The sequence below is a fragment of the Enterobacter adelaidei genome, assembly GCF_041937165.1.
Taxonomy (GTDB): Bacteria; Pseudomonadota; Gammaproteobacteria; order Enterobacterales; family Enterobacteriaceae; genus Enterobacter; species Enterobacter adelaidei.
In genome coordinates, this window is the sequence record NZ_CP154353.1 from 3,542,934 (window position 1) to 3,562,547 (window position 19,614).

Sequence of the window (19,614 nt, forward strand, 5' to 3'; positions counted from 1 at the left end):
TGAGCCGCGTTCTGCTCGGGCCCGAAAAGGAATCAAATCACTATGCGTTGTAAAATGCTGACCGCTGCCGCAGCGGTTCTTCTGATGTTGACCGCAGGCTGTTCCACTCTGGAGAAAGTGGTTTACCGTCCTGACATCAACCAGGGGAACTACCTTACCCCTAACGATGTGTCCAAAATCCGTGTGGGGATGACACAACAGCAGGTCGCTTATGCACTGGGAACCCCGATGATGTCCGATCCGTTCGGCACAAACACCTGGTTCTATGTATTCCGTCAGCAACCGGGCCACGAAGATGTGACCCAGCAAACCCTGACGCTGACCTTCAGCAGCGCTGGTGTGTTGACCAACATCGACAACAAGCCTGCCCTGACCAAATAATCAGGCGTCAGAAATGCAAAAAGGTGCTCAATGAGCACCTTTTTTGTTTCTGAATTCTTGCACAGAGACGTAGCGCTCCGGTACGCGTCAGCGTCACCGGGGAAGAAAGCGCTACTTAGCCGCTTTCTCCGCACGCTGACGACGCAGCTCTTTCGGGTCGGCTATCAACGGACGATAAATCTCCACCCGGTCACCTTCTTTCAGCACATCACCCAGCTTAACCGGGCGGCTGTAAATCCCGACTTTATTCTTCGCCAGGTCAATATCACTGCGAAGCTCAAGGATGCCGGAAGCGCGGATAGCCATCTCAACAGTCGCGCCCTCTTCCAGCGCTACACGTTGCAGATACTGCTTCTCCGGCAGCGCGTACACCACTTCCACAGCAATCTTATGCGACACTGTAAACCTCTTTGGCGCGGGTGGTGAACGCCTGAACCATATTAGAAGCCAGCTCTTTAAAGATGCGACCAAACGCCAGCTCAATCAGTTTATTCGTAAACTCAAAGTCCAGATGGAACTCGATACGACAGGCGTCAGCGCTCAGGGGCGTAAACTTCCAGCCACCCATCAGCGTTTTAAACGGACCATCCACCAGATGCATCAAAATACTCTGATTACTCGTCAGCGTATTACGCGTGGTGAACGTCTTGCTGATCCCCGCTTTGGAGACATCCACCGCTGCGGTCATCTGCGTTGGACCAGACTCCAGAACACGGCTCCCGGTACATCCAGGAATAAACGCTGGATAAGACTGAACATCGTTCACTAACTGATACATTTGTTCCGCGCTGTAAGGCACAAGCGCAGTACGGCTAATCTGAGGCATAGCATTTCCCATGGTCACACAACGGACAAATAATAACATTTATCACCTGTTAAAAAAACGCTAAGCCTCATCTCGTGCTAAGATAGCGCGTTAGACCTCACAGGACGCAATGAGGTGACTTTTTGAAATCAGATTACCGACGGCTTTACGACACTTATGACGAAGAAAAAAGCACATAAACCAGGCTCGGCGACCATTGCGCTCAACAAGCGTGCTCGCCATGAGTATTTCATTGAAGAAGAATTCGAAGCTGGCCTTGCCTTGCAGGGCTGGGAAGTAAAATCGCTGCGCGCCGGGAAAGCCAACATCGGCGATAGCTACGTGATCCTGAAAGATGGTGAAGCCTTCCTGTTCGGCGCGAACTTTACGCCGCTGACTGTCGCCTCTTCGCACTATGTTTGTGACCCAACACGCACACGTAAACTGCTGCTGAACAAGCGCGAGCTGGAATCCCTCTACGGTCGCATCAACCGTGAAGGTTTCACCGTGGTTGCTCTGTCGCTGTACTGGAAAAATGCCTGGTGCAAAGTGAAAGTTGGCGTTGCGAAGGGTAAAAAACAGCACGATAAACGTACTGACCTGAAAGAGCGCGAGTGGCAGCTCGACAAAGCGCGCATCATGAAAAATGCAGGGCGTTGATTCTGCACACTTATTGTACTATTCAATAAGTTAGCGTTCCGGGCTGGTATCCAGGAAGTGAAATCTGGTATACTCAGTTCAACACTATTGGGGCTGATTCTGGATTCGACGGGATTTGCGAAACCCAAGGTGCATGCCGAGGGGCGGTTTGCCTCGTTAAAAGCCGCAAAAAAATAGTCGCAAACGACGAAAACTACGCTTTAGCAGCTTAATAACCTGCTCTGAGCCCTCTCTCCCTAGCTTCCGCTCTTAAGACGGGGATCAAAGAGAGGTCAAACCCAAAAGAGATCGCGTGGAAGCCCTGCCTGGGGTTGAAGCGTTAAAACTAATCAGGCTAGTTCGTTAGTGGCGTGTCTGTCCGCAGCTGGCGTGCGAATGTAAAGACAAACTAAGCATGTAGTACCGAGGATGTAGAAATTTCGGACGCGGGTTCAACTCCCGCCAGCTCCACCACTTTTTAGTAAAACAAAGTCTACTAAAGACTATCAAGGCCGCACCTCGAAAGGGTTGCGGCCTTTTTCATGTCCAGTGAAGTCTACTGAGAATTGCTAGAAACTACTTGTTATGACACCCTGTTTAGTACCCCGACCATTCAGGCTACTAAAAATGGGATACTAAAAAATGGCAAGAATCGTTACTAAGCTCAACGACACTCAGATCAAGAAGGCCAAGGCAACAGACGATAACAAAGAGATAACACTGTATGATGGCGATGGCTTGATGTTGAGAGTTAAGCCCAGTGGTAAAAAAGTGTGGTATTTCAACTATCAAGTGCCAGCGACCAAAAAACGAACAAAAACAAAATTAGGAAACTACCCTCATCTTACCCTTGCTCGTGCTAGAGCAATGCGTGATGAATACCTGTCACTGCTCGCAAACGGCATCGACCCACAAGTTCATAATGAAAAAGTGGCTAATGACCTGAAAGATGCTACTGAAAATACATTGCAAGCAGTTGCTGAACGCTGGTTAGAAGAGAAGAAGAAGACAGCAGGACTCTCGCAAGACCACGCTAACGATATCTGGCGTAGTCTTGAACGGAACATCTTTCCAACGCTGGGTAATGCTCCTATCAAAGAGATTCGCCCCAAAATGCTCAAGCAGCATCTAGACCCAATTGAGCAACGAGGTGTACTTGAAACTCTACGCCGCATCATTTCCCGTCTGAATGAAATCTTTCGCTATGCCGCCACGGAAGAGCTTATAGAGTTCAATCCTGCCGACAATCTCGCTCAGCGTTTCAGTAAGCCTAAGAAGCAAAACATGCCTGCCCTTCCACCCGATGAGCTACCACGCTTCATGGTTGCTTTATCTAACGCATCTATACGGTTAGAAACCCGTATGCTGATCGAGTGGCAATTGTTGACGTGGGTAAGGCCCGGAGAAGCGGTCCGTGCTCGTTGGTCCGATATTGATGAAGAGAACAGATTCTGGAACATTCCAGCTGAGTTCATGAAGATGAAACGTCCTCACAAAGTGCCGTTGAGCAAAGAAGCTCTACGCATACTTGAAAACATGCGCCCTATCAGCAGTCATAGAGAATGGGTCTTCCCCAGCATCAAAGCTCCCCTCAGTCATATGCATGAACAAACAGCTAATGCGGCCATAATTCGTATGGGATTTGGCGGAGAGCTTGTTGCTCATGGAATGCGGTCTATCGCAAGAACAGCAGCAGAGGAATCCGGTAAGTTCAGGACAGAAGTTCTTGAGGCCGCCCTTGCCCACTCAAAGAAAGATGAGATCATAGCCGCTTATAACCGTGCCGAATATCTTGCTGAAAGAGTGGCGTTAATGCAGTGGTGGGGAGATTACACTCATGCACAGAAACACAAGGCTCTCGCGGCCTGACCATGTTGCAAATTCTGAGACGTATAGCTAGCCTTGAGAAGGTTTTGATGTCATAGGCTCGGCTATGAGTATCCCGTTTAGGCAGGATACCATTAATGAAATAAAAAACTTTATCATTAATATTCAGATGGTTAGGAATATCATATTCCCTAATTTCTTCAGGTGATGACAAGGCACTGATTGAAGCGGAGGCCCAAAAACTTTTCACGACATTGATACGCAACGGTTTTTGGTTTTTAAGCTTTTAAAACCCCAACCAACTGATAAACAACAAAAAACATTTACATACAATAATGTCTATTGACACTTTATTTTTTACAAATAGTTAGTTATAAATAAGTCAGTAGGGTTGACTAATCACATTAAATTGAACATTTTTTTAGATAAGTGTTAACTTTTTTACTACACACAAGAAAGGATTTATGATGATCGATATTAGTTCCGCCAAAATAGAAAAAATAATTATTCACCAAGTAGGTAATAAAATACGGGAAGAAGGTTTTCGATTCTCAGATAAAGAGGCTAATATAAATGAAAATCTAAATGATTTATTATTAAAACATTATCTTTTACCCTTATCGAAAACCAACTCTTGCTTTCAATTTTATCATGAATCAGATATTACTCTCAATGAAATGCATCAATTTTCCTCTCGTATTTTTAACAACCCAAAAACATTTAAAGACCAATCAATAAATATTGCGAAACATTTATATAGTGCATCAACTCATCCAAATATATCGGGAGGGGATTTCATTGTCATCCTTTTTTCAGACATTAAATTGAAAGACAGCTTATCTTATGGTATAGCAACATTAAGAATAGAAAACAAAGATGATTACCTTGATATTCAGGATAATAATGGAGTATTCCAGCCTTTAGAAAAATCGGGGATTTCTTTGACTAAAATTCAAAAAGGAGCATTAATCCTATCAACTACAAACGTTATATTTGCTATTGACAATTTAGGACAAAAAACTAAATATTGGTTGGATTCATTTCTAAAAGCTGTTCCAGTAAAAACCAAAGCATCGTGTCTTAGAGCAGGTGGAGAGATACTGAAATCTATCTCAACTAAAATTAAAGAAACATCAACATTATTAAATATCAATGATGAATTGGATAGAAAGATACAAAGCTCAGATGAGATTTCTTTAAAAGATATAAAAGATATAGCAAAAAAACACCTTAATAGCGAAGATGTTGATACAGTTCTCACCAGAGTTAGTGAGAAATTCGGTTTTGAATTATCTGATGATATAATCATTGAGTCAAAAGATTTATTACCTGTGGCAAAAAAAATATCAAACAAAACTAAAATTGATGATGGAATCAGTTTATTAATAACAGATAAAAATCATCATATTGACAATGTTTCAGTTACAAAAGTAGATAACAAAATTCAGGCCATAATCGATATCACCATAAAGGAATAATAAAATGGGTGAAGACTCTAAAAAATCAGGCGAGATCGGGGAAAAACTAACCACTAATATTTTATCCAGCATTGGGTGGTTAATGTCTTTGCATAATGTGTCTATAAAATGCAATACCCCCGAACATCTGTCCGAAAAAGGAAAGCAACGTTCGACACATGGTGAAGACCAAATTTATATTTACCACAATCCATTTCATGACGAAACGACTAACATAGTTCACATCTCTGTTAAAAATAATATCAAAAAATATCCTGCCGAAGGTACATTAAAATCAAAATTTAAAAATTACATAAAAGAACTACAAGAAACAATCGACTGCGCAAGACATAGCCCTGAGCTAAAAGCTTTAAACATAGCTAATAACTCCAGAAAAAACAAAGTTAATATAGGTTTGATTATTTGGCTTCACAATGACAAAGAAAATATAGAATGCGATATTATTTCTATATTATCTACAATCCGTGTTGAACAAAACATTAAATACCCTATGTATTTAATTGATAATGCCAGAGCTTCATTTCTTTTAAAAATAGTAGATGATATAAAAAATCGATTCAGTGACAAGAAAATTAGTTTTTTTTACCCTAAAATAGGTTCAGCTATTTTGGTCGAAGAGAATCGGAGTGGAAACAGTCTACCATTGGAACTAATTGCATCTGAAGTAATACCGTTTACTATAAATGATGGAAACGCAATTAGTCTCATTTTCTACGCCAATCAATCCTTCTCTCTTGATTCTTACAAAAAGTTAATTGCTTATTCACTGCAATTTTCTAGTGGCTTAGTTCAAGAAATAAGAATTGGCATGCCAGATTACAACCCGACAAAACATGAGCAAGAAGCAAAAATAGCAAGAATGCATTTCTCAAACAGGGAGGAAGAAATCATTCCATTCTCATTCAACCGTTCGATGTTAAGTTTCTTAGAATAAGGATTTTTTATATGGACACGAAATTCGATATAAGATCCACAATACTTTCTGGTAATGAATTAAGGGTTCTTTAAAATAGTGAACATATTTCCTATGGCGAGATTCATAATACATTAAAAAGCAAAGGAATTTTTATTGGAGAGTCCGATAAATCGATCACAGTTCCGCTTTTGGCATCAACCATTCTTAAACCTGATGAGTTTTCAAATTTAATTGAATCCAGTATAAATAGAGAATCTATACCAAAGAAAAAAACGCTGTCTCATGAACTTACAGCAGATAATTTAGATTGGGTTTCTCCTCTCAAAGGATTATTTGACGAGCAATTAAATAGTAACTTATTAATTTCAGACGTCGATAGCATTAACTTTGTAGATTTTCCAGATGTTGTTATTGAAGACAACAACAGAATTAAGATCAGCTACAAGGTTAACAGAAAAGACTATAGCAAAGATTGGATAGAAAGAGATCTGGACTTCTCTGGTGAGATTATTATTGAACGTTCGGGAAATCAGTTAAAATTGGATCTCCTAACAACTCACTCATCTAAAGAAACAGAAAAAATAAATAAAAAAATAGCAACTGAAATATCAAAAAAATTACATGACTTAAATATTGTAAAATCTGAGCACCCAAACATCATTACTTTCGGAGCATTCGATAACGAAGAGAGAGTGAGGTTTTTCAAAAGGTTAACAGCAGGGAAAAAACCAAACTTATCTCTTGGAACAGTTGATAACATCGAAATAAATTTGGATCAAAATGGCCCCAAAATACCAAATGACCCGCAGATTTCGTGGATGAATAAAACCGTAAAAAGAATAAAAATTGATGGTGACCGACTCAATGATATATTCCTGATCTCTGATGAGAAATATTACAAACACATACATATTTTGAAGATGGAAATTGAATATCCTTTTTCATTTGGGCAGAATTCGGGAAGATGTAAAATTGTTTTTTCATTTAGTACCCCCAGCAAAAAAAGCGATATCCATGAAGAAAGTGAGTTTATTTTCTTTTGTTCAAGAGTCACAATGGATAACAACATTAACCCGGATGCAAAGAAAACCGTATCGCAAAGAATTGATTTCTCCTTAAAAGATCTAATAGAACTCAAATACAATGAGATTCTTTCGGAAAGAAGTGCGAAGAATAGTAAAACTGTTATAGATAATGATGCAAGTTAAACTATGATATTAGGAGATGAGTCCACCCTGTTGATATACAAAATTAATTTAAAAAAGATACACGGTGGCACTCATACTTCATATATGCTACAGGGCCAAACATTACCCCACGTAAAATAATAAATACTAGTAATGTGATTATTTTGGTTGTCGAGTATGAATGAAATTTCAATGATCACGAGTATATTTTTTCAAAAGAATCAAGCATTAATTCATATTGGTGATTAAAAACCACCTTTATATAATTATATGTTATTAAAACTAATGTCTATTATTCGTTGTGATATGCTATTTTCATCATTTATATAGCCATAAACTTATCAGGTGAAAAGGTTTATAAACTATATTTAAGATTTATAAGATAAATAATAATGGAGAAAAAATATGACTGTTGCAGTATCATTGATAAATATGAAAGGTGGTGTTGGGAAAACTACTCTTACCTTCAATTTGGCTTGGTTTTCAGCATGGCAAGCAAATCTTAGAGTATTAGCGATTGATTTAGATCCACAATCTAATTTAAGTCAATATTTTATGGGCGCTCAAAAGTATCTGGAATATTTAAATTCTGATAAACTTACCGTTGTGGATATTTTTGAACAATTTTCTGCGCCTAAACAGACAAAGGGTGCGCCATCAGCTCTAGAACCGAAAGAAGTTATACATCGGTTACATCGCTGGAATGATGGAAGCCTACTTGATCTAATACCTTCCCGTCTTGAATTGGCATGGACACTTAAAAACCCTACAGAGAAAGCACATTTATTGCCACAGTTTTTATCTCAAGTAAGTGATAATTACGATTTAATACTAATAGACTGTGCTCCTACAGAGTCCATTCTAACAAATGCAGCATATCGTTCAAGTCGATACGTTGTTGTACCAGTTAAGCCAGAATTTTTAGCTACCATCGGTCTTCCCTTGTTAGGGAGATCGTTGCAAGAATTTAGTTTAATGCATCAAAATCAATCTCTTGAAATGGCTGGAATTATATTCAATGATGCGAGAAGAAGTAATCCACCTCCTGAACAAAAATCATCAAAATCTGATGTTAAAAAACTTGCAAAACAACTAGGCTGGGCTGTATTTGATGAAGTTGCCCATCACTCAGATTCTTATCCAACAGGTTCACGTCAGGGAACGCCGATTTTCTTAACCGATTATGCTCATCATTATGTTAAAGATGAATTCAATGAAGTAGGTAACAGGTTTTTGGAGGTCATTGGACTAAAATGAGTAAAAAAAATATAATTTCACTGGCATTGAGTATTGCTAAAATACTCGAAGATTACACTGAAACAGAGATCCAATCAGCTGTTGATCTCTTAAACACGTATGGTAAAGGTGCGGATTTGCTTAAATATCTTTCAGGAAAAGATAATTTATCACCAATTCGTCACACTCCAAAGAAAATTAACCATGACATCAATAAGATTGCTTTGTCATACTCTGTTAGAAATATAAAAAATAAAGACCCTGAGAAATTTAAAACCTTATCAAAATTGGATCTAATGTTAAGAAACAATGAAGTTTTATCCTCTAATGAGGAATTTCGACGATTTGGTGAGGCCATTACCAAAGATTTCAAAATAAGAAAAACGAGGAAAGATACAATTTCCTCTTTAATGAACCATTTGGTAAAACTTCCTCACGATGAACTAATAAGCATTGTAACAAATGCAATAGCTTCAAATGATGTAAAGGAAAGCAATGATGACTATCAACTCCTAGCTAATTTTATAATGAAGAAAGAGCATAATAATTAGAATTGAAAATGATTGCCGAAATGGCATCCTTAAGATGCCATTTTTATCTCATTAAAATTTCGAATAAAATTATAATCTCAGACTACTCCATAACCTACCCCGCTATCTGACAGAGAGCATTTTAAAAGGCTGCTATTAGCTGACACTCCTTTCCCCGTCGCTGTTTCCTATAAAAGAGCCAGAGATAGATAATAGCATTTATATTTCTATCCTATTCACTCTGGATCGATCGGCTCACAGCTTATTGGGGCGCTCGGAACATCAACATAGGATAAAATACCTACCATTTAAATAAATCATAAGATTATATATGTCAAGCTAACGCATCAAATTATATATAGGTTCCTCATGGCTATAGGCACTTCATTTCTGCCTCCCAACCATATCCTCAAGATATCTTTTTCCTCGTAATTTTAATTTTGCTTTATCTTCAATGCTAATATTCGATGATTGTAATATCAGTCCTAATATCAACTCCTTATCCACCTCTTCTACTTTACAGCCCACAGCTTTAGCTACTTCAGCACCAAGGATGATCTTCAGGCGTGTTTCAGCACTCTTGGATAACGATTTCTCTTTGGTCTTGAGACGATTCAAACGCATCTGCGCTGATGCTATTTTTTGCTTAATTGTTTTTTCTGTTCTTGGCTCTCTCTTTTTATCATCTATATTCATAATTACTTTTCCTTTTAGTGTAAAAACATGAAATACAATTAAAAAAAGAAAAGGTCAAACCATAGGCAGAAGTTTGAATGCTTTGCATTCCAGATTGAATTACGCAGCGCGAGATGATTGTTTCAGACAATCAGTAGCTGAACAGGCTTGCCCTGTTAATGATGGGATTCATCCCGAAAAATAGTGTTTTGGTTTTAAAAATGAGATATCAGTAAGCTCAAAATAAAATTATGCAACACAGACGAGTACAACTACTAACGTTAAATACCTGACACTCTCCCCGTTACTTATTTTATCAAATCAATGAAAATAATTTCATTTATTGTTTTTAGTTTCTGATTTCTGGCCTTAACCTGTGAATTGTGCAACACATAAAAGTATCTATTATTTTCACAACTCCATCTAATTCCCGCTTTCCCGCCTTACGGCGGGAGACTAATTTAACTACCTTTGCCCTTACGGGCGCTCTCTAAAACCAAAACACCGAATATTATTACTCTACTTCAACCGTTTATCCGATTTCATCCTCATTAATTTCACAGACTTTAAAACTAGCGTTATTATTTAAGTATGGAAAAACTTTTCACATTGTCGTTATTTTTAGCTCCTTTAGGAGATATAAAAATAAAGCAATGCCCACCTATACACTGCTACGCAGTGTGTGGGGTCTACCGACGGTTGCTGCCGCAGGCTAAAAGCAAAACCAAGGTCAACGTCAACAACACAGTTTTTCTTACGAAAAACTAAAACCAGCTGAGTCGTATTGGAGATTTATATTTTGGTTTGATATTTAAATTTATATTGAGGTTGTTTTTATTGTATGGCTATTTTTCATCTGGATTTTAAAATTGTGAAACGAAGTGAGGGCAGATCTTCCGTTGCGAAAGCTGCCTATCATGCCCGTACACGTATAACAGATGAAAGAACAGGTGATACGTATGATTATAGCCGCCGTACCGATTTGTGCGGACATTTCATATTAGCTCCTGTTAATGCTCCAGAACATATCGTAAAAGACTCTACAGCATTATGGAATGAAGTTGAGAGGGTTGAGCGCCAGAACAACGGTCAAACAGCCCGTTATTTCGATGTTGCCATACCTGCTGAGTTAAACAATGACGACAAGAAAAGACTTGTCCTTGAGTATTGTCAGAAAAATTTCGTTGATAAAGGCATGATTGCCGATATTGCTTTCCACGATCTCGATAGTGATAATCCTCATGCTCACGTTATGTTGACATTAAAAACCATAGGCCCGGAAGGTTTTGGTAAAAAAGAAAGAAGCTGGAACGACAGAAAAATGTCTGTGCTCTGGCGTGAGTCATGGGCATCAATGGCTAACAGCTACCTCGCTGCTGCTGGTTCGCCAGAACGTATTGATCATCGTTCCCTTCAGGCCCAGCACGAAGAGGCTTTAGAAAAAGCGGCGGCTGCTCTGGACAATGAAGAACAAGCGCTATGGCTTGCTAAAGCCGCTGAAACAAACCGCCCTGCAATGAAACGTATCCATAGTGCCAGATGGCGCAGTAAAGCTGCTCAAGAACAAAGAGCCGCAGAACAGGCTGTTTGTGATGCTGCCAAGCAAGAAGCCGTTGAAGTCTACAAAACATTCAGTGAGCTTGACCTTGAAATCGTCGTTAATGTCAGAAGCTTTACGATATCTGTTCTTCCAAAACCCGAAGAAATCGTTATCCCTGACTTCTCTACAAGAGAAAAACATCAGTCGATTGTGTCCCCTACCACAAGCAGAAAACCAGCCGTAAAATCCTACCGCGCTCCCAATAAGGCCACTAAAGTTGGTATGAGAGGAGAAGGAACTCCTGTTCTGGTTGCTCCTGAACCAAATAAATCCACTAAACTGAAAATCTCCTCTTCCAAAAAAACCAGAGCGATGAACCGCGCTCCTATGCACAGCAGAAAACAGGTTAAACCGCATCAAAATGGTCTGTTTAAGCGTTTAACCACCTATATGGTCTGTTTATTCAAAGAGAAATTCATCTGGTATAAGAAGAAGCCAATTCCTGTTGATGCGGAACACGATAAGCGTATTGCTGACAACTATGTTTTTGATGAGATTCAAGGCATCTATGTGTCACGCGCTGAGTATGAAAGGCGTACCAGATTTAACAATGGCACTTATAGTCCAGCACCAGATGAGGTCAGACGCTTTCCACATCGTACTAAAGAGGAACAGCATAAAGTAGATGACGAACCGGATTATGACCCTTCCTCGACACCCGTACCGATAATAAGCAGAAAACATCTATCATTAAAGCCATAAGCATTTAATAGAAACAGATAACTCTGGCTGTTGACTTCACAAACTGGAATTTCAATTTAGATGTATCAAACAAGCATGAAGTGTTTTTTCTCAAGCCAGAGCTTACAGTCTGTTTTTGGCAAGGAGCAAACATGCATGTCGCGGGACCAGTACACGTTTGCAAAGCCCGTATTCAGCAAGTGGCTACGAATTTTTTGGCAGAATTATGTGTTGAGTATGAGTAGTTGTTTTCAATATTGCTGGCAGATTATCAATTACCAGTGAACAACACGTATAACCCGCATCCCTAGTGCCATCTTTTATATGTGGATAATTAATAAACAAAACATCATTGTAGCTTGGCTTAAATTTATTTACCAAAAAAGCCTCTATTTCAGTTGTTAACTCAGGAGCTTTTGGTAATAACTTTGGTGCGTAGTAATCTTCAAACGAGGTATTACTTTCATCATAATCGAAGTTATAGACTATAGCTTCCAAATCATCAGGAACTGCGAAATCAAACACTGGGAAAATATTTTGTTCATCATACCCATCGATATCAAGCATTAATAGAGATATTTCAAAAGGAGCCTTGAGAGCTTTTGTATTGAGAGAGTCTTCAATTGTTAATATTTTTTGCATTTTGTGGTGACCAGTGAGTCTTTTCCATATATCTTGCGAAAAAGCTTTCCCGATATAATGAACTGTATATTCTAGATATGGTGCTATATCACCAGTAACACTTGCTTTGAATTTCCCAGACAAGAAATTATAAAGGAATACCTGCGAACTAAACCATCCTAAAAATTCGTTATCAAGTGTAAATAGCTTAAAGCCGGCCATTGTGTTAAATGGCTGCTCAGTATCAGCTGTTTTTTTATAAAAAGAAGCCTCAATTATTAACTCTTCATCTGGAGAGCAAAGACCATTATCTGATGGATTAAAAGTGCACGATAGCGGCTTTGCGTCAGTATCATCAGATATTTCAAAAGAAATCCATCCATTTTCAGAAGAAAAGTTGTTCATATATAATAGAGGACGTTGAATTATAAAATATATAGTACAAGGCTCTAGTAGCTTTTGGACTACCTCTTCATTTTTTAAAAACTCAAATTCATAAGCAGATACAACTGGATATCTTGTGGTTGCATGTATTTGAATATTTTTAATTCCCTGAGCACCATTCATATTTCCCCCTTTGCTTTACTAAATAAACTTGTAAAGTATCAAAACCACCTCTATAAAAGGTTTATGATGCATTTTTTCAAATGCTGTTAGAACAGATTAACTAAGAAGTATAATTTTTACAATTATTTTATTAGATATTAGCATGTTAACTTCGTCTCAAAAAACTTTGCGCATTACCACTCCACTTTAGTCAGATCATGATGATTGTAGAGATGAAATATATCGGCGAAAGGACTACGGGAAGAGTGACCAGCTCAGAAGCCTTTCAGTCCTTAAATGCTATATGAAGTAAACCATTTACACTGCGAGCGGCACAGAACATTTTGGCAAAATCGGTAACGGTCATTACCAGATGAATCATCTGCATGAAATGAGCAGTCCGATACGATTTTTGAACATTTACCTGCTAGATTCCTTTGCAGATAAATAGTCATTCCTCGTCAAGTTATCTAACAGCACGCAAAGTTATTTAGTAGCATTGTTCTCATTGTATTTTTACTACTAAGATATCGTAATGCCAATTTCGTTAATAAATTAAAACTACTAACCTATTTTTAAGAGCATCTCTACATTAAGGAATGTATAACAGCTGTAGATATTTTAACAAAAAAACTCATGCTAATATTAATTTCGTATTCTCAGGACAGATGTGGCATAATTAAACATCCATCGCTGATGAAATATCAGCAAGATTATAAACTGGAGTAGAATGTGAATAATGTAGAAGTAATAATTAAAAATTTTTTTCATACATTTAACATCACAGATGTAAATATAGAATCAATTAAAGCTGCTGGTGAAGAAAAAGTCTTGATTTTAATAAAAAATCTTGTTCGTGATAAAGAACGACAATTCACTACGCCAGAGAGTGTACAGCACTTAGCTCAATCAGCTATTTTTTTCAAAGGATTATCTTTTCATCAAACGTATAACTATTTAAAATACCTTTCCGACTTGGTCAGTATTGAAGTTGAAGTTCGAGGGAAAATATTAAAATACCTCCTTACGTCGCCTTTTGGCAAACAAACCGCTAAATATACTCCGATGGATTTTTTACACATTTCCAACGCTCAACTAAATTTATTGAGAGACGAACTCGCAAAAAGCAAAAAAATAAAAAAAGAACATCTCGTTAGTATTATTTATGAAAATAAAATAAAAGCACAAATTAACTATGATATGCTTATCCAGCATTATTCATCATGTATATGTGCCAGCTTAAAATATTTTTTCAGCGACAAAAAAAGTAAAATAATTTCTATAGATGAAAGTACATCTATCGACCACACCAGTCTTTTATATGACGATGATACAATAACAGATTTTAGTGAATACATTACACATACCAATACTTGGTGTGTAAGTGATTTTTACTTTAGAAGATCATTTTATTTTGAGGACGATGTTTCAAATTCAATAAAAAAAATACATAAAAAAATAAAATTCAACCAAGTAGTAATGAATAGCCCAATATTTTTAGAAATGAACCTATATGATATACCATGTCCTAAAAATGAATATCTTTATTATGACACAATTCATAATTATAATTTCAAAAAAAGCAAAAGAAATTACAAAACTAATAATATATATCTAAAATTAAAAGAGCAAATTCAGGATATCTTATTTTTAGACATTGATAACGATTCCTTTTTATTTCACGGATTGACGCTGAGAGAATGGTGCCTCGGATATATAGTTGCATTGAATATCATACAGAACCACAATAAAACTATTTTTTTTAAAATATCTAAAATTTTTTTAGCACAGGAACTTATGGAAATTGGAGTTGAAAGTTTAGAAAAATCAGAGCGAATAATTGATAAGTTAAGCTTTTCATCAAATAGTAAAGATTTATTTGACACTCCATTTATACAATCCAAAGATGGCTTTATTTATATGTTCAAGGCTATAACGGAATTATTAGACCCAGTAAACGCACTCATATCTAATTTAGGAAGCATTAATGCTGATTTATCTATAAAAGGTGAGGGTTTTGAAAGATTCATTCGAGAATCATTGAATAAAAAAGGTCTTAACTGCTCGCAGTATCATTCCAAAATAAAAATAAATAATAAAATAGAGGAATACGAATATGATGCTTTATTCTGCCATGAGAACACACTATTTATAATTGAGTGTAAAAATACATTTGTCTCATTTAGTGACATGACAAAAGCATATAGAATAAAAAAAATGATAGACAACTCTGTTATACAAGTAAGTAGGCTTAGAGAGGGAGCTTGCATTTTAAAAAGTGAAATTGAAGAGAAGTTAAATAATCATTTCGATAAAAACAAAATTATCACTATTGTTGTAAACTGCCTTCCTATTAATTTCAAAAAGAAAGACAACACATATATAATAAGTAAGGAGTCATTATTATGGGCGTTAAGCCATCATAGTAAAAGAAAATTTTCCGCTGAGGACTTCATTAAGAATCTCGAGTTAGTTTCTAATCAAGAAGAAACAATAAGAAAAATAAAAAGCAAACACCATCTGTTTGTTATTAATACAAAAGATGGAATAATTTCTACATCTATGGATATTGAATAAGTTGGTCCAGATTAAATCATCATTAATCCTCCGTAAGAATTGAAGTTTCAGCTGAGGTTCTTCAAGAAAAAAACCACGTCTGTTTGATAAGGCGTGGTTAAGATCACAGGCAGTATTTGAACTACATGTTTCGCCTGAACACAACATTATCAGAAAATATAACCTTCCCGACAATAAACCCCATAACACCAATTATCGGTAGACTGATAGTCGCCCCTGCTATACCTGATGATATACCAATCAAAGCAGACAATCCAAAACCCAGCAGAATAACTACAAACGCATACCAGACCGGATATGTTCCATATAAAACAGTTGCCATGCAGCCAATGCAGACATGCACACCTCTTTGGCTCTCTTTTAGGCAGAATGGACACTTGATGGTATTGTTTTCCATGATAGCCCCTTAGTTCGCTTTCCAGCCATTGCTAGTTTTAACAAGAGCTATGACACTTTCAACAGGTTCGTTCATCCCTTTCACACCAGCGAACGCGCTTTTGTCCAGCCACGAAGGAACGTCAGCCAGCTTCCACCGATAAGATACGCGAACAATCTTCATTCCATCTTCACCGGCTTCTGTCCATTCTGTAATCTTATCGACGGTACTGTGCCCCACACAGGCACCATCTTTGCGATCCCAAAACTCAACCTCTTGGCCTTTGTCTGTTACTTCCAGAACATCAACACTGCTAAAGCCGTTAGACTGCTGTGAAACAGTGAGCAGCCCTTGTTCAACAAGACCATTCAGGATTTCATCACTGGCACTGTATCCAGCAGAACGATAGCCGTGATTAACCCGGATGGGGAAACCTTTATTGAACACAATGTCGTTGTCCTGCAGTGAGTAGCACAGCTTTGATTGTGATATTTTTGCGTTGATCGCTTTCTCAAAATCGCCTTTTTCACCGCATCCCGATAAAAGAGCAGCAAGACCTGCCACGAGTAAAAATTTACGCATAGTGTTATCCCGGAATTAATGATTGATTGTGCCGTTTCTCAGAACAACAAGACGTACTGGCATATCGGCGTTGTTGACGGTAGCGAACCCACGGACTTCGAAGTTGTTGACTGTTCCAGTGACACTGACTTTCTGACCTTTCTTGTAAGTCAGAACGGCATCATCAAGGCCAGAGTAGTAATTGATCCAAACCATTCCGCCGCAGTAGCTTGTATCGGCTGTTTTAAAGAGCAGATAATAGTTAGGGGCTGATTTAGGCATTCCCGTCATCATATCGCTGGCACTTCTGCCTTTCGTAACTTCAAGAACAGTCGCATTTGCGATTGAGATCCGTTTGCCCGTCCATTTTTTCTCTGCTGCCATTGCGTTTTCTTCATAGTCTTTGCAGACAGGGCCAAGGCCAGACACAGGTGATTCCGGTCCAAGGCTTTGAGTGGAGGCGGTTCCCCCCAGCGCTTTACCTACTGAAGACAACGAAGAACTGATTGCTCCATTAACTTTATTCACGCCATCATTGAGCTGCTGGCAGCCAGAAAGAAACACCAGAGAGACCACCAGTGGTAATAAGTTATTTCCTTTCATTTATTCCTCAAGGATTTAGTCAGATTTGTATACCCCAATCCCGGCGCACTGACCTACAGATCAGGAGTTATCGTCTAATCAATTGATAGAATTGAATTATTTTTAGTATTCGTCACATCGTTTAAATCGATCGATACAAAACAAATGATAGCTACAGACTATCGAAAGCAATACATCGATCGATTAAATCAATTAAAAAATCGATCGATAAATCTTTTTTAATCGTTAATGACTATTAATATAAATTAATCGATCGATTTTACAGATCATTTTGCTTGAGTATGTTGGCGCTGGCGACTATGCTGGGCTGAGATAAAGCAGTAAAACAGCGAGGGATGAGCATGGAAAACAACAACGAGCGAAGCTCTATGGAAATCTTCGAAAAAGATCAAAAAATCGCTTTTGTTGACTCATTCAGCGATGCTGCTTTGTCTTACGAATACGAACAGGCGGGCTTCACCATTAATTTAATGCAACGCTCGGTTCTTCTCTTTAACCATAATATAAAGAAAAACGTAACTGCCAAGCAGTTGCGTAAAAATAATATAAAGAAAAACGTAATGTCTTCGACATTGCGTAAAAATATGAACAGCACATTTATATATCCATATAGCAACATCAGGGAAATCAACTACTCGCTGCCTGATTGCAGATCCGATGATGCCGAGATCTGTATTATGACTGATGATGTATTAAATCCAGTCTGGACGTTCAGGGTTCCATCTCACGCACATTATATTTGCGAGCAATGGGTGGAGGTATTTAATAACCATATTTTCTTTGACTCATAAACAAAGTATTAAACAAAAGGAAAATAAATATCTGACTAATGATATTAATTAATAGAATTATTTGCTTTTTAGCAAATTAATGTTTAATTATATACACATAGAATAATTGATATCGAGGTATATTTATGTCTGGAAAAAATCCGTTTTGGAATTATGATTATAATGCGGCGCAACGTAATAGAGAAATTGTAGACTCTTACCAACAGGCAAATGAGGCAAGGCTGGATTCTCAACAGTCGCAGTTTGAAGCGTCTATGGCTAATGATAGGGTTAGCAGAATACAGATGCAGTTGAATAACACAATCAACAGCCATAAGAAGGTTGTGGCTGATTATGAGCAACGTCTTGAGGGATATAAACAAAATTTCTTTCGTGTAGCTTTACATAAAAACATTCTCTTCAGAACGGTTCGCAGACTTCAGGAGGAATGGCCGGATAAAAAGGAATTCATCCTTGATGAAATGCAAAGACAAAGAATTTTGTGTAATCAACAGGACTATAGAGAAAGATGGTGGAATGCCATAAAAGATAATAATCTTGCTGACGATTATCTTGAGTTTCCATTTCCTAATAGAGAGATAAAAAACAAACCATAATAAGTAATTAACTATTCGATCATAACATTATATTTATTTTAATAAGACACTAACCTGCTGTGTCTCCTAAAAACACGCCTATACATCAACCATCCATTTTATGGAATACTCATCATGACAACTACTTTGCCTCCAAATTACGTTGTTGTATCAAAGTTAATATCTAAGTTTGACATTACACATGACAGTAGAGATGAGAATATTAATATCTTGATTTCTGTCATTTATGACTTAGATAACGGCAATACAATCGAATACTACATTAATAATCAGGAAGAGGCCGAGAAAAAATGCATTGAGAAAAACAGATTTTCAAGGAAATTTAAAAATCGCATTGATAATATATCACCTGAAGAAATCCGCTCGGCTAAAGATAATCACAAACCCAAATAAAAAATTTGAACTCAGGATGGAACTAATGTCTATACCGTATAATGTATTGATTTTGTGCACAGGAACGATTAAAACTATGATGTTATTGCTTGTATTCTTTACCACAAACAACAGGTTCAATCAATCTCTCTGATATTAACCCGCGAAGCCACTGAGTTAACCCAGGCTCAGTGTGATGTTGTACTCGATGGCAAAAGCACAGGTATTCTCGTTCCCGGGCACGTACTGGAGGCAGCAGTTCAGGTGAATAACCAGCGCTACATCCTTTTTCTGACAGATGATGTCATTTTCGAGGAATCTCTGACCATCGCCCTTATCGATATTCGCGATGGCGTTAAGTAGATTATTCGTTTAGGTAATGCGTATTTGACGGGCATTTTTGAAGACTTATCACTTACAGCAGATAGCATCCATTTCAGGTTAAGCAGTGGTCGTCTGTGGATGATAAAAACCTCTGACGAGCCTAGTTTGAGATCGCCTTTTGATTCAGTGCCGAAAGACGTGAAACGAGACATCGGACTGAAAAAATACATGACGCTATCCACCTCTCCGGCCAATTAGCCACTCATATTGACAAACATCAACGACACCTCCC

The 19,614-nt window shown here is 37.8% G+C and carries 20 protein-coding genes and 1 other RNA gene; 14 read left to right on the forward strand and 7 right to left on the reverse strand.

The genetic code is table 11. The features are described from left to right. The first annotated feature begins 42 nt into the window (after positions 1 to 42). Complete coding sequence (bamE, locus tag AAHF05_RS17235; protein ID WP_014884883.1) at positions 43 to 381, forward strand: outer membrane protein assembly factor BamE; 339 nt, start codon at positions 43 to 45, stop codon at positions 379 to 381. A 111-nt stretch (positions 382 to 492) separates the two neighbouring features. On the opposite strand, the gene AAHF05_RS17240 is transcribed toward bamE, so the two are convergent. Together AAHF05_RS17240 and AAHF05_RS17245 are read right to left on the reverse strand one after the other, a co-directional pair. After that, the gene (locus tag AAHF05_RS17240; RefSeq protein WP_049007940.1) at positions 493 to 780 is read right to left on the reverse strand and encodes an RnfH family protein; all 288 of its coding nucleotides are present in this window, start codon (positions 778 to 780) and stop codon (positions 493 to 495) included. After that, complete coding sequence (locus AAHF05_RS17245) at positions 770 to 1,207, reverse strand: type II toxin-antitoxin system RatA family toxin (RefSeq protein ID WP_195757727.1); 438 nt, start codon at positions 1,205 to 1,207, stop codon at positions 770 to 772. Before AAHF05_RS17245 ends, AAHF05_RS17240 begins: the two co-directional genes overlap by 11 nt. A gap of 156 nt (positions 1,208 to 1,363) precedes the next feature. Here AAHF05_RS17245 and smpB point away from each other — a divergent pair, with 156 nt between their 5' ends. The 8 genes from smpB to AAHF05_RS17285 all read left to right on the forward strand — a co-directional run bounded on the left by smpB (position 1,364) and on the right by AAHF05_RS17285 (position 9,020). Then, a complete protein-coding gene (gene smpB, locus AAHF05_RS17250) occupies positions 1,364 to 1,846 on the forward strand; it encodes an SsrA-binding protein SmpB (RefSeq protein ID WP_008502505.1) in 483 nt (160 codons plus the stop codon). 89 nt (positions 1,847 to 1,935) lie between these two features. After that, positions 1,936 to 2,299, forward strand: a transfer-messenger RNA (tmRNA) gene (gene ssrA / locus AAHF05_RS17255). A 168-nt stretch (positions 2,300 to 2,467) separates the two neighbouring features. After that, positions 2,468 to 3,694: an integrase domain-containing protein gene (locus tag AAHF05_RS17260; protein ID WP_129325471.1), complete on the forward strand. Its 1,227-nt coding sequence runs from the start codon at positions 2,468 to 2,470 to the stop codon at positions 3,692 to 3,694. A 422-nt stretch (positions 3,695 to 4,116) separates the two neighbouring features. Beyond that, positions 4,117 to 5,130: a hypothetical protein gene (locus AAHF05_RS17265; RefSeq protein ID WP_129325472.1), complete on the forward strand. Its 1,014-nt coding sequence runs from the start codon at positions 4,117 to 4,119 to the stop codon at positions 5,128 to 5,130. Positions 5,131 to 5,134: 4 nt separating this feature from the next. After that, on the forward strand, positions 5,135 to 6,064 hold the full coding sequence (locus tag AAHF05_RS17270) for a hypothetical protein (protein WP_064798423.1): 930 nt from the start codon (positions 5,135 to 5,137) through the stop codon (positions 6,062 to 6,064). 170 nt (positions 6,065 to 6,234) lie between these two features. Then, on the forward strand, positions 6,235 to 7,254 hold the full coding sequence (locus tag AAHF05_RS17275) for a hypothetical protein (protein WP_374936391.1): 1,020 nt from the start codon (positions 6,235 to 6,237) through the stop codon (positions 7,252 to 7,254). A gap of 384 nt (positions 7,255 to 7,638) precedes the next feature. Beyond that, the gene (locus AAHF05_RS17280; protein ID WP_050121906.1) at positions 7,639 to 8,490 is read left to right on the forward strand and encodes a ParA family protein; all 852 of its coding nucleotides are present in this window, start codon (positions 7,639 to 7,641) and stop codon (positions 8,488 to 8,490) included. Further along, positions 8,487 to 9,020: a hypothetical protein gene (locus AAHF05_RS17285; RefSeq protein ID WP_064798425.1), complete on the forward strand. Its 534-nt coding sequence runs from the start codon at positions 8,487 to 8,489 to the stop codon at positions 9,018 to 9,020. Before AAHF05_RS17280 ends, AAHF05_RS17285 begins: the two co-directional genes overlap by 4 nt. A gap of 363 nt (positions 9,021 to 9,383) precedes the next feature. Here the strand turns inward: AAHF05_RS17285 and AAHF05_RS17290 are convergent, their stop codons facing one another. Then, positions 9,384 to 9,695 carry a conjugal transfer protein TraD gene (locus tag AAHF05_RS17290; RefSeq protein ID WP_129325495.1) on the reverse strand — a complete coding sequence of 104 codons (312 nt, stop codon included), beginning with the start codon at positions 9,693 to 9,695 and terminating at the stop codon, positions 9,384 to 9,386. 820 nt (positions 9,696 to 10,515) lie between these two features. On the opposite strand from AAHF05_RS17290, the gene mobQ reads away from it, so the two are divergent. Beyond that, on the forward strand, positions 10,516 to 11,976 hold the full coding sequence (gene mobQ, locus AAHF05_RS17295; RefSeq protein WP_332617084.1) for a MobQ family relaxase: 1,461 nt from the start codon (positions 10,516 to 10,518) through the stop codon (positions 11,974 to 11,976). Positions 11,977 to 12,159: 183 nt separating this feature from the next. Here the strand turns inward: mobQ and AAHF05_RS17300 are convergent, their stop codons facing one another. After that, entirely contained in the window at positions 12,160 to 13,143 is a 984-nt protein-coding gene (locus AAHF05_RS17300; RefSeq protein ID WP_129325493.1) for a hypothetical protein, read from the reverse strand. 711 nt (positions 13,144 to 13,854) lie between these two features. Here AAHF05_RS17300 and AAHF05_RS17305 point away from each other — a divergent pair. After that, a complete protein-coding gene (locus AAHF05_RS17305; protein ID WP_332617086.1) occupies positions 13,855 to 15,699 on the forward strand; it encodes a nuclease-related domain-containing protein in 1,845 nt (614 codons plus the stop codon). Between the two features lie 121 nt (positions 15,700 to 15,820). On the opposite strand, the gene AAHF05_RS17310 is transcribed toward AAHF05_RS17305, so the two are convergent. Genes AAHF05_RS17310 through AAHF05_RS17320 form a run of 3 tightly spaced genes read right to left on the reverse strand, consistent with a single transcriptional unit; the run spans position 15,821 to position 17,239 of the window. Then, positions 15,821 to 16,096, reverse strand: coding sequence for a hypothetical protein (locus AAHF05_RS17310; protein WP_129324936.1), 276 nt, complete (start codon positions 16,094 to 16,096; stop codon positions 15,821 to 15,823). Positions 16,097 to 16,105: 9 nt separating this feature from the next. Beyond that, positions 16,106 to 16,657: a lipoprotein gene (locus AAHF05_RS17315; RefSeq protein ID WP_129324935.1), complete on the reverse strand. Its 552-nt coding sequence runs from the start codon at positions 16,655 to 16,657 to the stop codon at positions 16,106 to 16,108. 15 nt (positions 16,658 to 16,672) lie between these two features. Further along, positions 16,673 to 17,239, reverse strand: a complete 567-nt coding sequence (locus tag AAHF05_RS17320; RefSeq protein WP_129324934.1) for a hypothetical protein — start codon at positions 17,237 to 17,239, stop codon at positions 16,673 to 16,675. 341 nt (positions 17,240 to 17,580) lie between these two features. Between AAHF05_RS17320 and AAHF05_RS17325 the strand changes: the two genes are divergently transcribed. The 3 genes from AAHF05_RS17325 to AAHF05_RS17335 all read left to right on the forward strand — a co-directional run bounded on the left by AAHF05_RS17325 (position 17,581) and on the right by AAHF05_RS17335 (position 19,019). Then, positions 17,581 to 18,030, forward strand: a complete 450-nt coding sequence (locus AAHF05_RS17325; RefSeq protein ID WP_129324933.1) for a hypothetical protein — start codon at positions 17,581 to 17,583, stop codon at positions 18,028 to 18,030. Between the two features lie 125 nt (positions 18,031 to 18,155). Further along, positions 18,156 to 18,626, forward strand: a complete 471-nt coding sequence (locus AAHF05_RS17330) for a hypothetical protein (protein WP_129324932.1) — start codon at positions 18,156 to 18,158, stop codon at positions 18,624 to 18,626. A gap of 114 nt (positions 18,627 to 18,740) precedes the next feature. Continuing rightward, positions 18,741 to 19,019: a hypothetical protein gene (locus tag AAHF05_RS17335; protein WP_241173342.1), complete on the forward strand. Its 279-nt coding sequence runs from the start codon at positions 18,741 to 18,743 to the stop codon at positions 19,017 to 19,019. Positions 19,020 to 19,614 lie beyond the last annotated feature (595 nt).

Bases quoted from the DNA above. Each gene is read 5' to 3' on its own strand.
- AAHF05_RS17290 (WP_129325495.1), bottom strand. From the start codon at position 9,695: ATGAATATAGATGATAAAAAGAGAGAGCCAAGAACAGAAAAAACAATT.
- AAHF05_RS17320 (WP_129324934.1), bottom strand. From the start codon at position 17,239: ATGAAAGGAAATAACTTATTACCACTGGTGGTCTCTCTGGTGTTTCTT.
- AAHF05_RS17260 (WP_129325471.1), top strand. From the start codon at position 2,468: ATGGCAAGAATCGTTACTAAGCTCAACGACACTCAGATCAAGAAGGCC.
- AAHF05_RS17265 (WP_129325472.1), top strand. From the start codon at position 4,117: ATGATGATCGATATTAGTTCCGCCAAAATAGAAAAAATAATTATTCAC.
- AAHF05_RS17285 (WP_064798425.1), top strand. From the start codon at position 8,487: ATGAGTAAAAAAAATATAATTTCACTGGCATTGAGTATTGCTAAAATA.
- AAHF05_RS17325 (WP_129324933.1), top strand. From the start codon at position 17,581: ATGGAAAACAACAACGAGCGAAGCTCTATGGAAATCTTCGAAAAAGAT.
- smpB (WP_008502505.1), top strand. From the start codon at position 1,364: ATGACGAAGAAAAAAGCACATAAACCAGGCTCGGCGACCATTGCGCTC.
- AAHF05_RS17300 (WP_129325493.1), bottom strand. From the start codon at position 13,143: ATGAATGGTGCTCAGGGAATTAAAAATATTCAAATACATGCAACCACA.
- AAHF05_RS17335 (WP_241173342.1), top strand. From the start codon at position 18,741: ATGACAACTACTTTGCCTCCAAATTACGTTGTTGTATCAAAGTTAATA.
- bamE (WP_014884883.1), top strand. From the start codon at position 43: ATGCGTTGTAAAATGCTGACCGCTGCCGCAGCGGTTCTTCTGATGTTG.
- AAHF05_RS17245 (WP_195757727.1), bottom strand. From the start codon at position 1,207: ATGCCTCAGATTAGCCGTACTGCGCTTGTGCCTTACAGCGCGGAACAA.
- AAHF05_RS17315 (WP_129324935.1), bottom strand. From the start codon at position 16,657: ATGCGTAAATTTTTACTCGTGGCAGGTCTTGCTGCTCTTTTATCGGGA.
- AAHF05_RS17330 (WP_129324932.1), top strand. From the start codon at position 18,156: ATGTCTGGAAAAAATCCGTTTTGGAATTATGATTATAATGCGGCGCAA.
- AAHF05_RS17280 (WP_050121906.1), top strand. From the start codon at position 7,639: ATGACTGTTGCAGTATCATTGATAAATATGAAAGGTGGTGTTGGGAAA.
- AAHF05_RS17270 (WP_064798423.1), top strand. From the start codon at position 5,135: ATGGGTGAAGACTCTAAAAAATCAGGCGAGATCGGGGAAAAACTAACC.
- AAHF05_RS17310 (WP_129324936.1), bottom strand. From the start codon at position 16,096: ATGGAAAACAATACCATCAAGTGTCCATTCTGCCTAAAAGAGAGCCAA.
- mobQ (WP_332617084.1), top strand. From the start codon at position 10,516: ATGGCTATTTTTCATCTGGATTTTAAAATTGTGAAACGAAGTGAGGGC.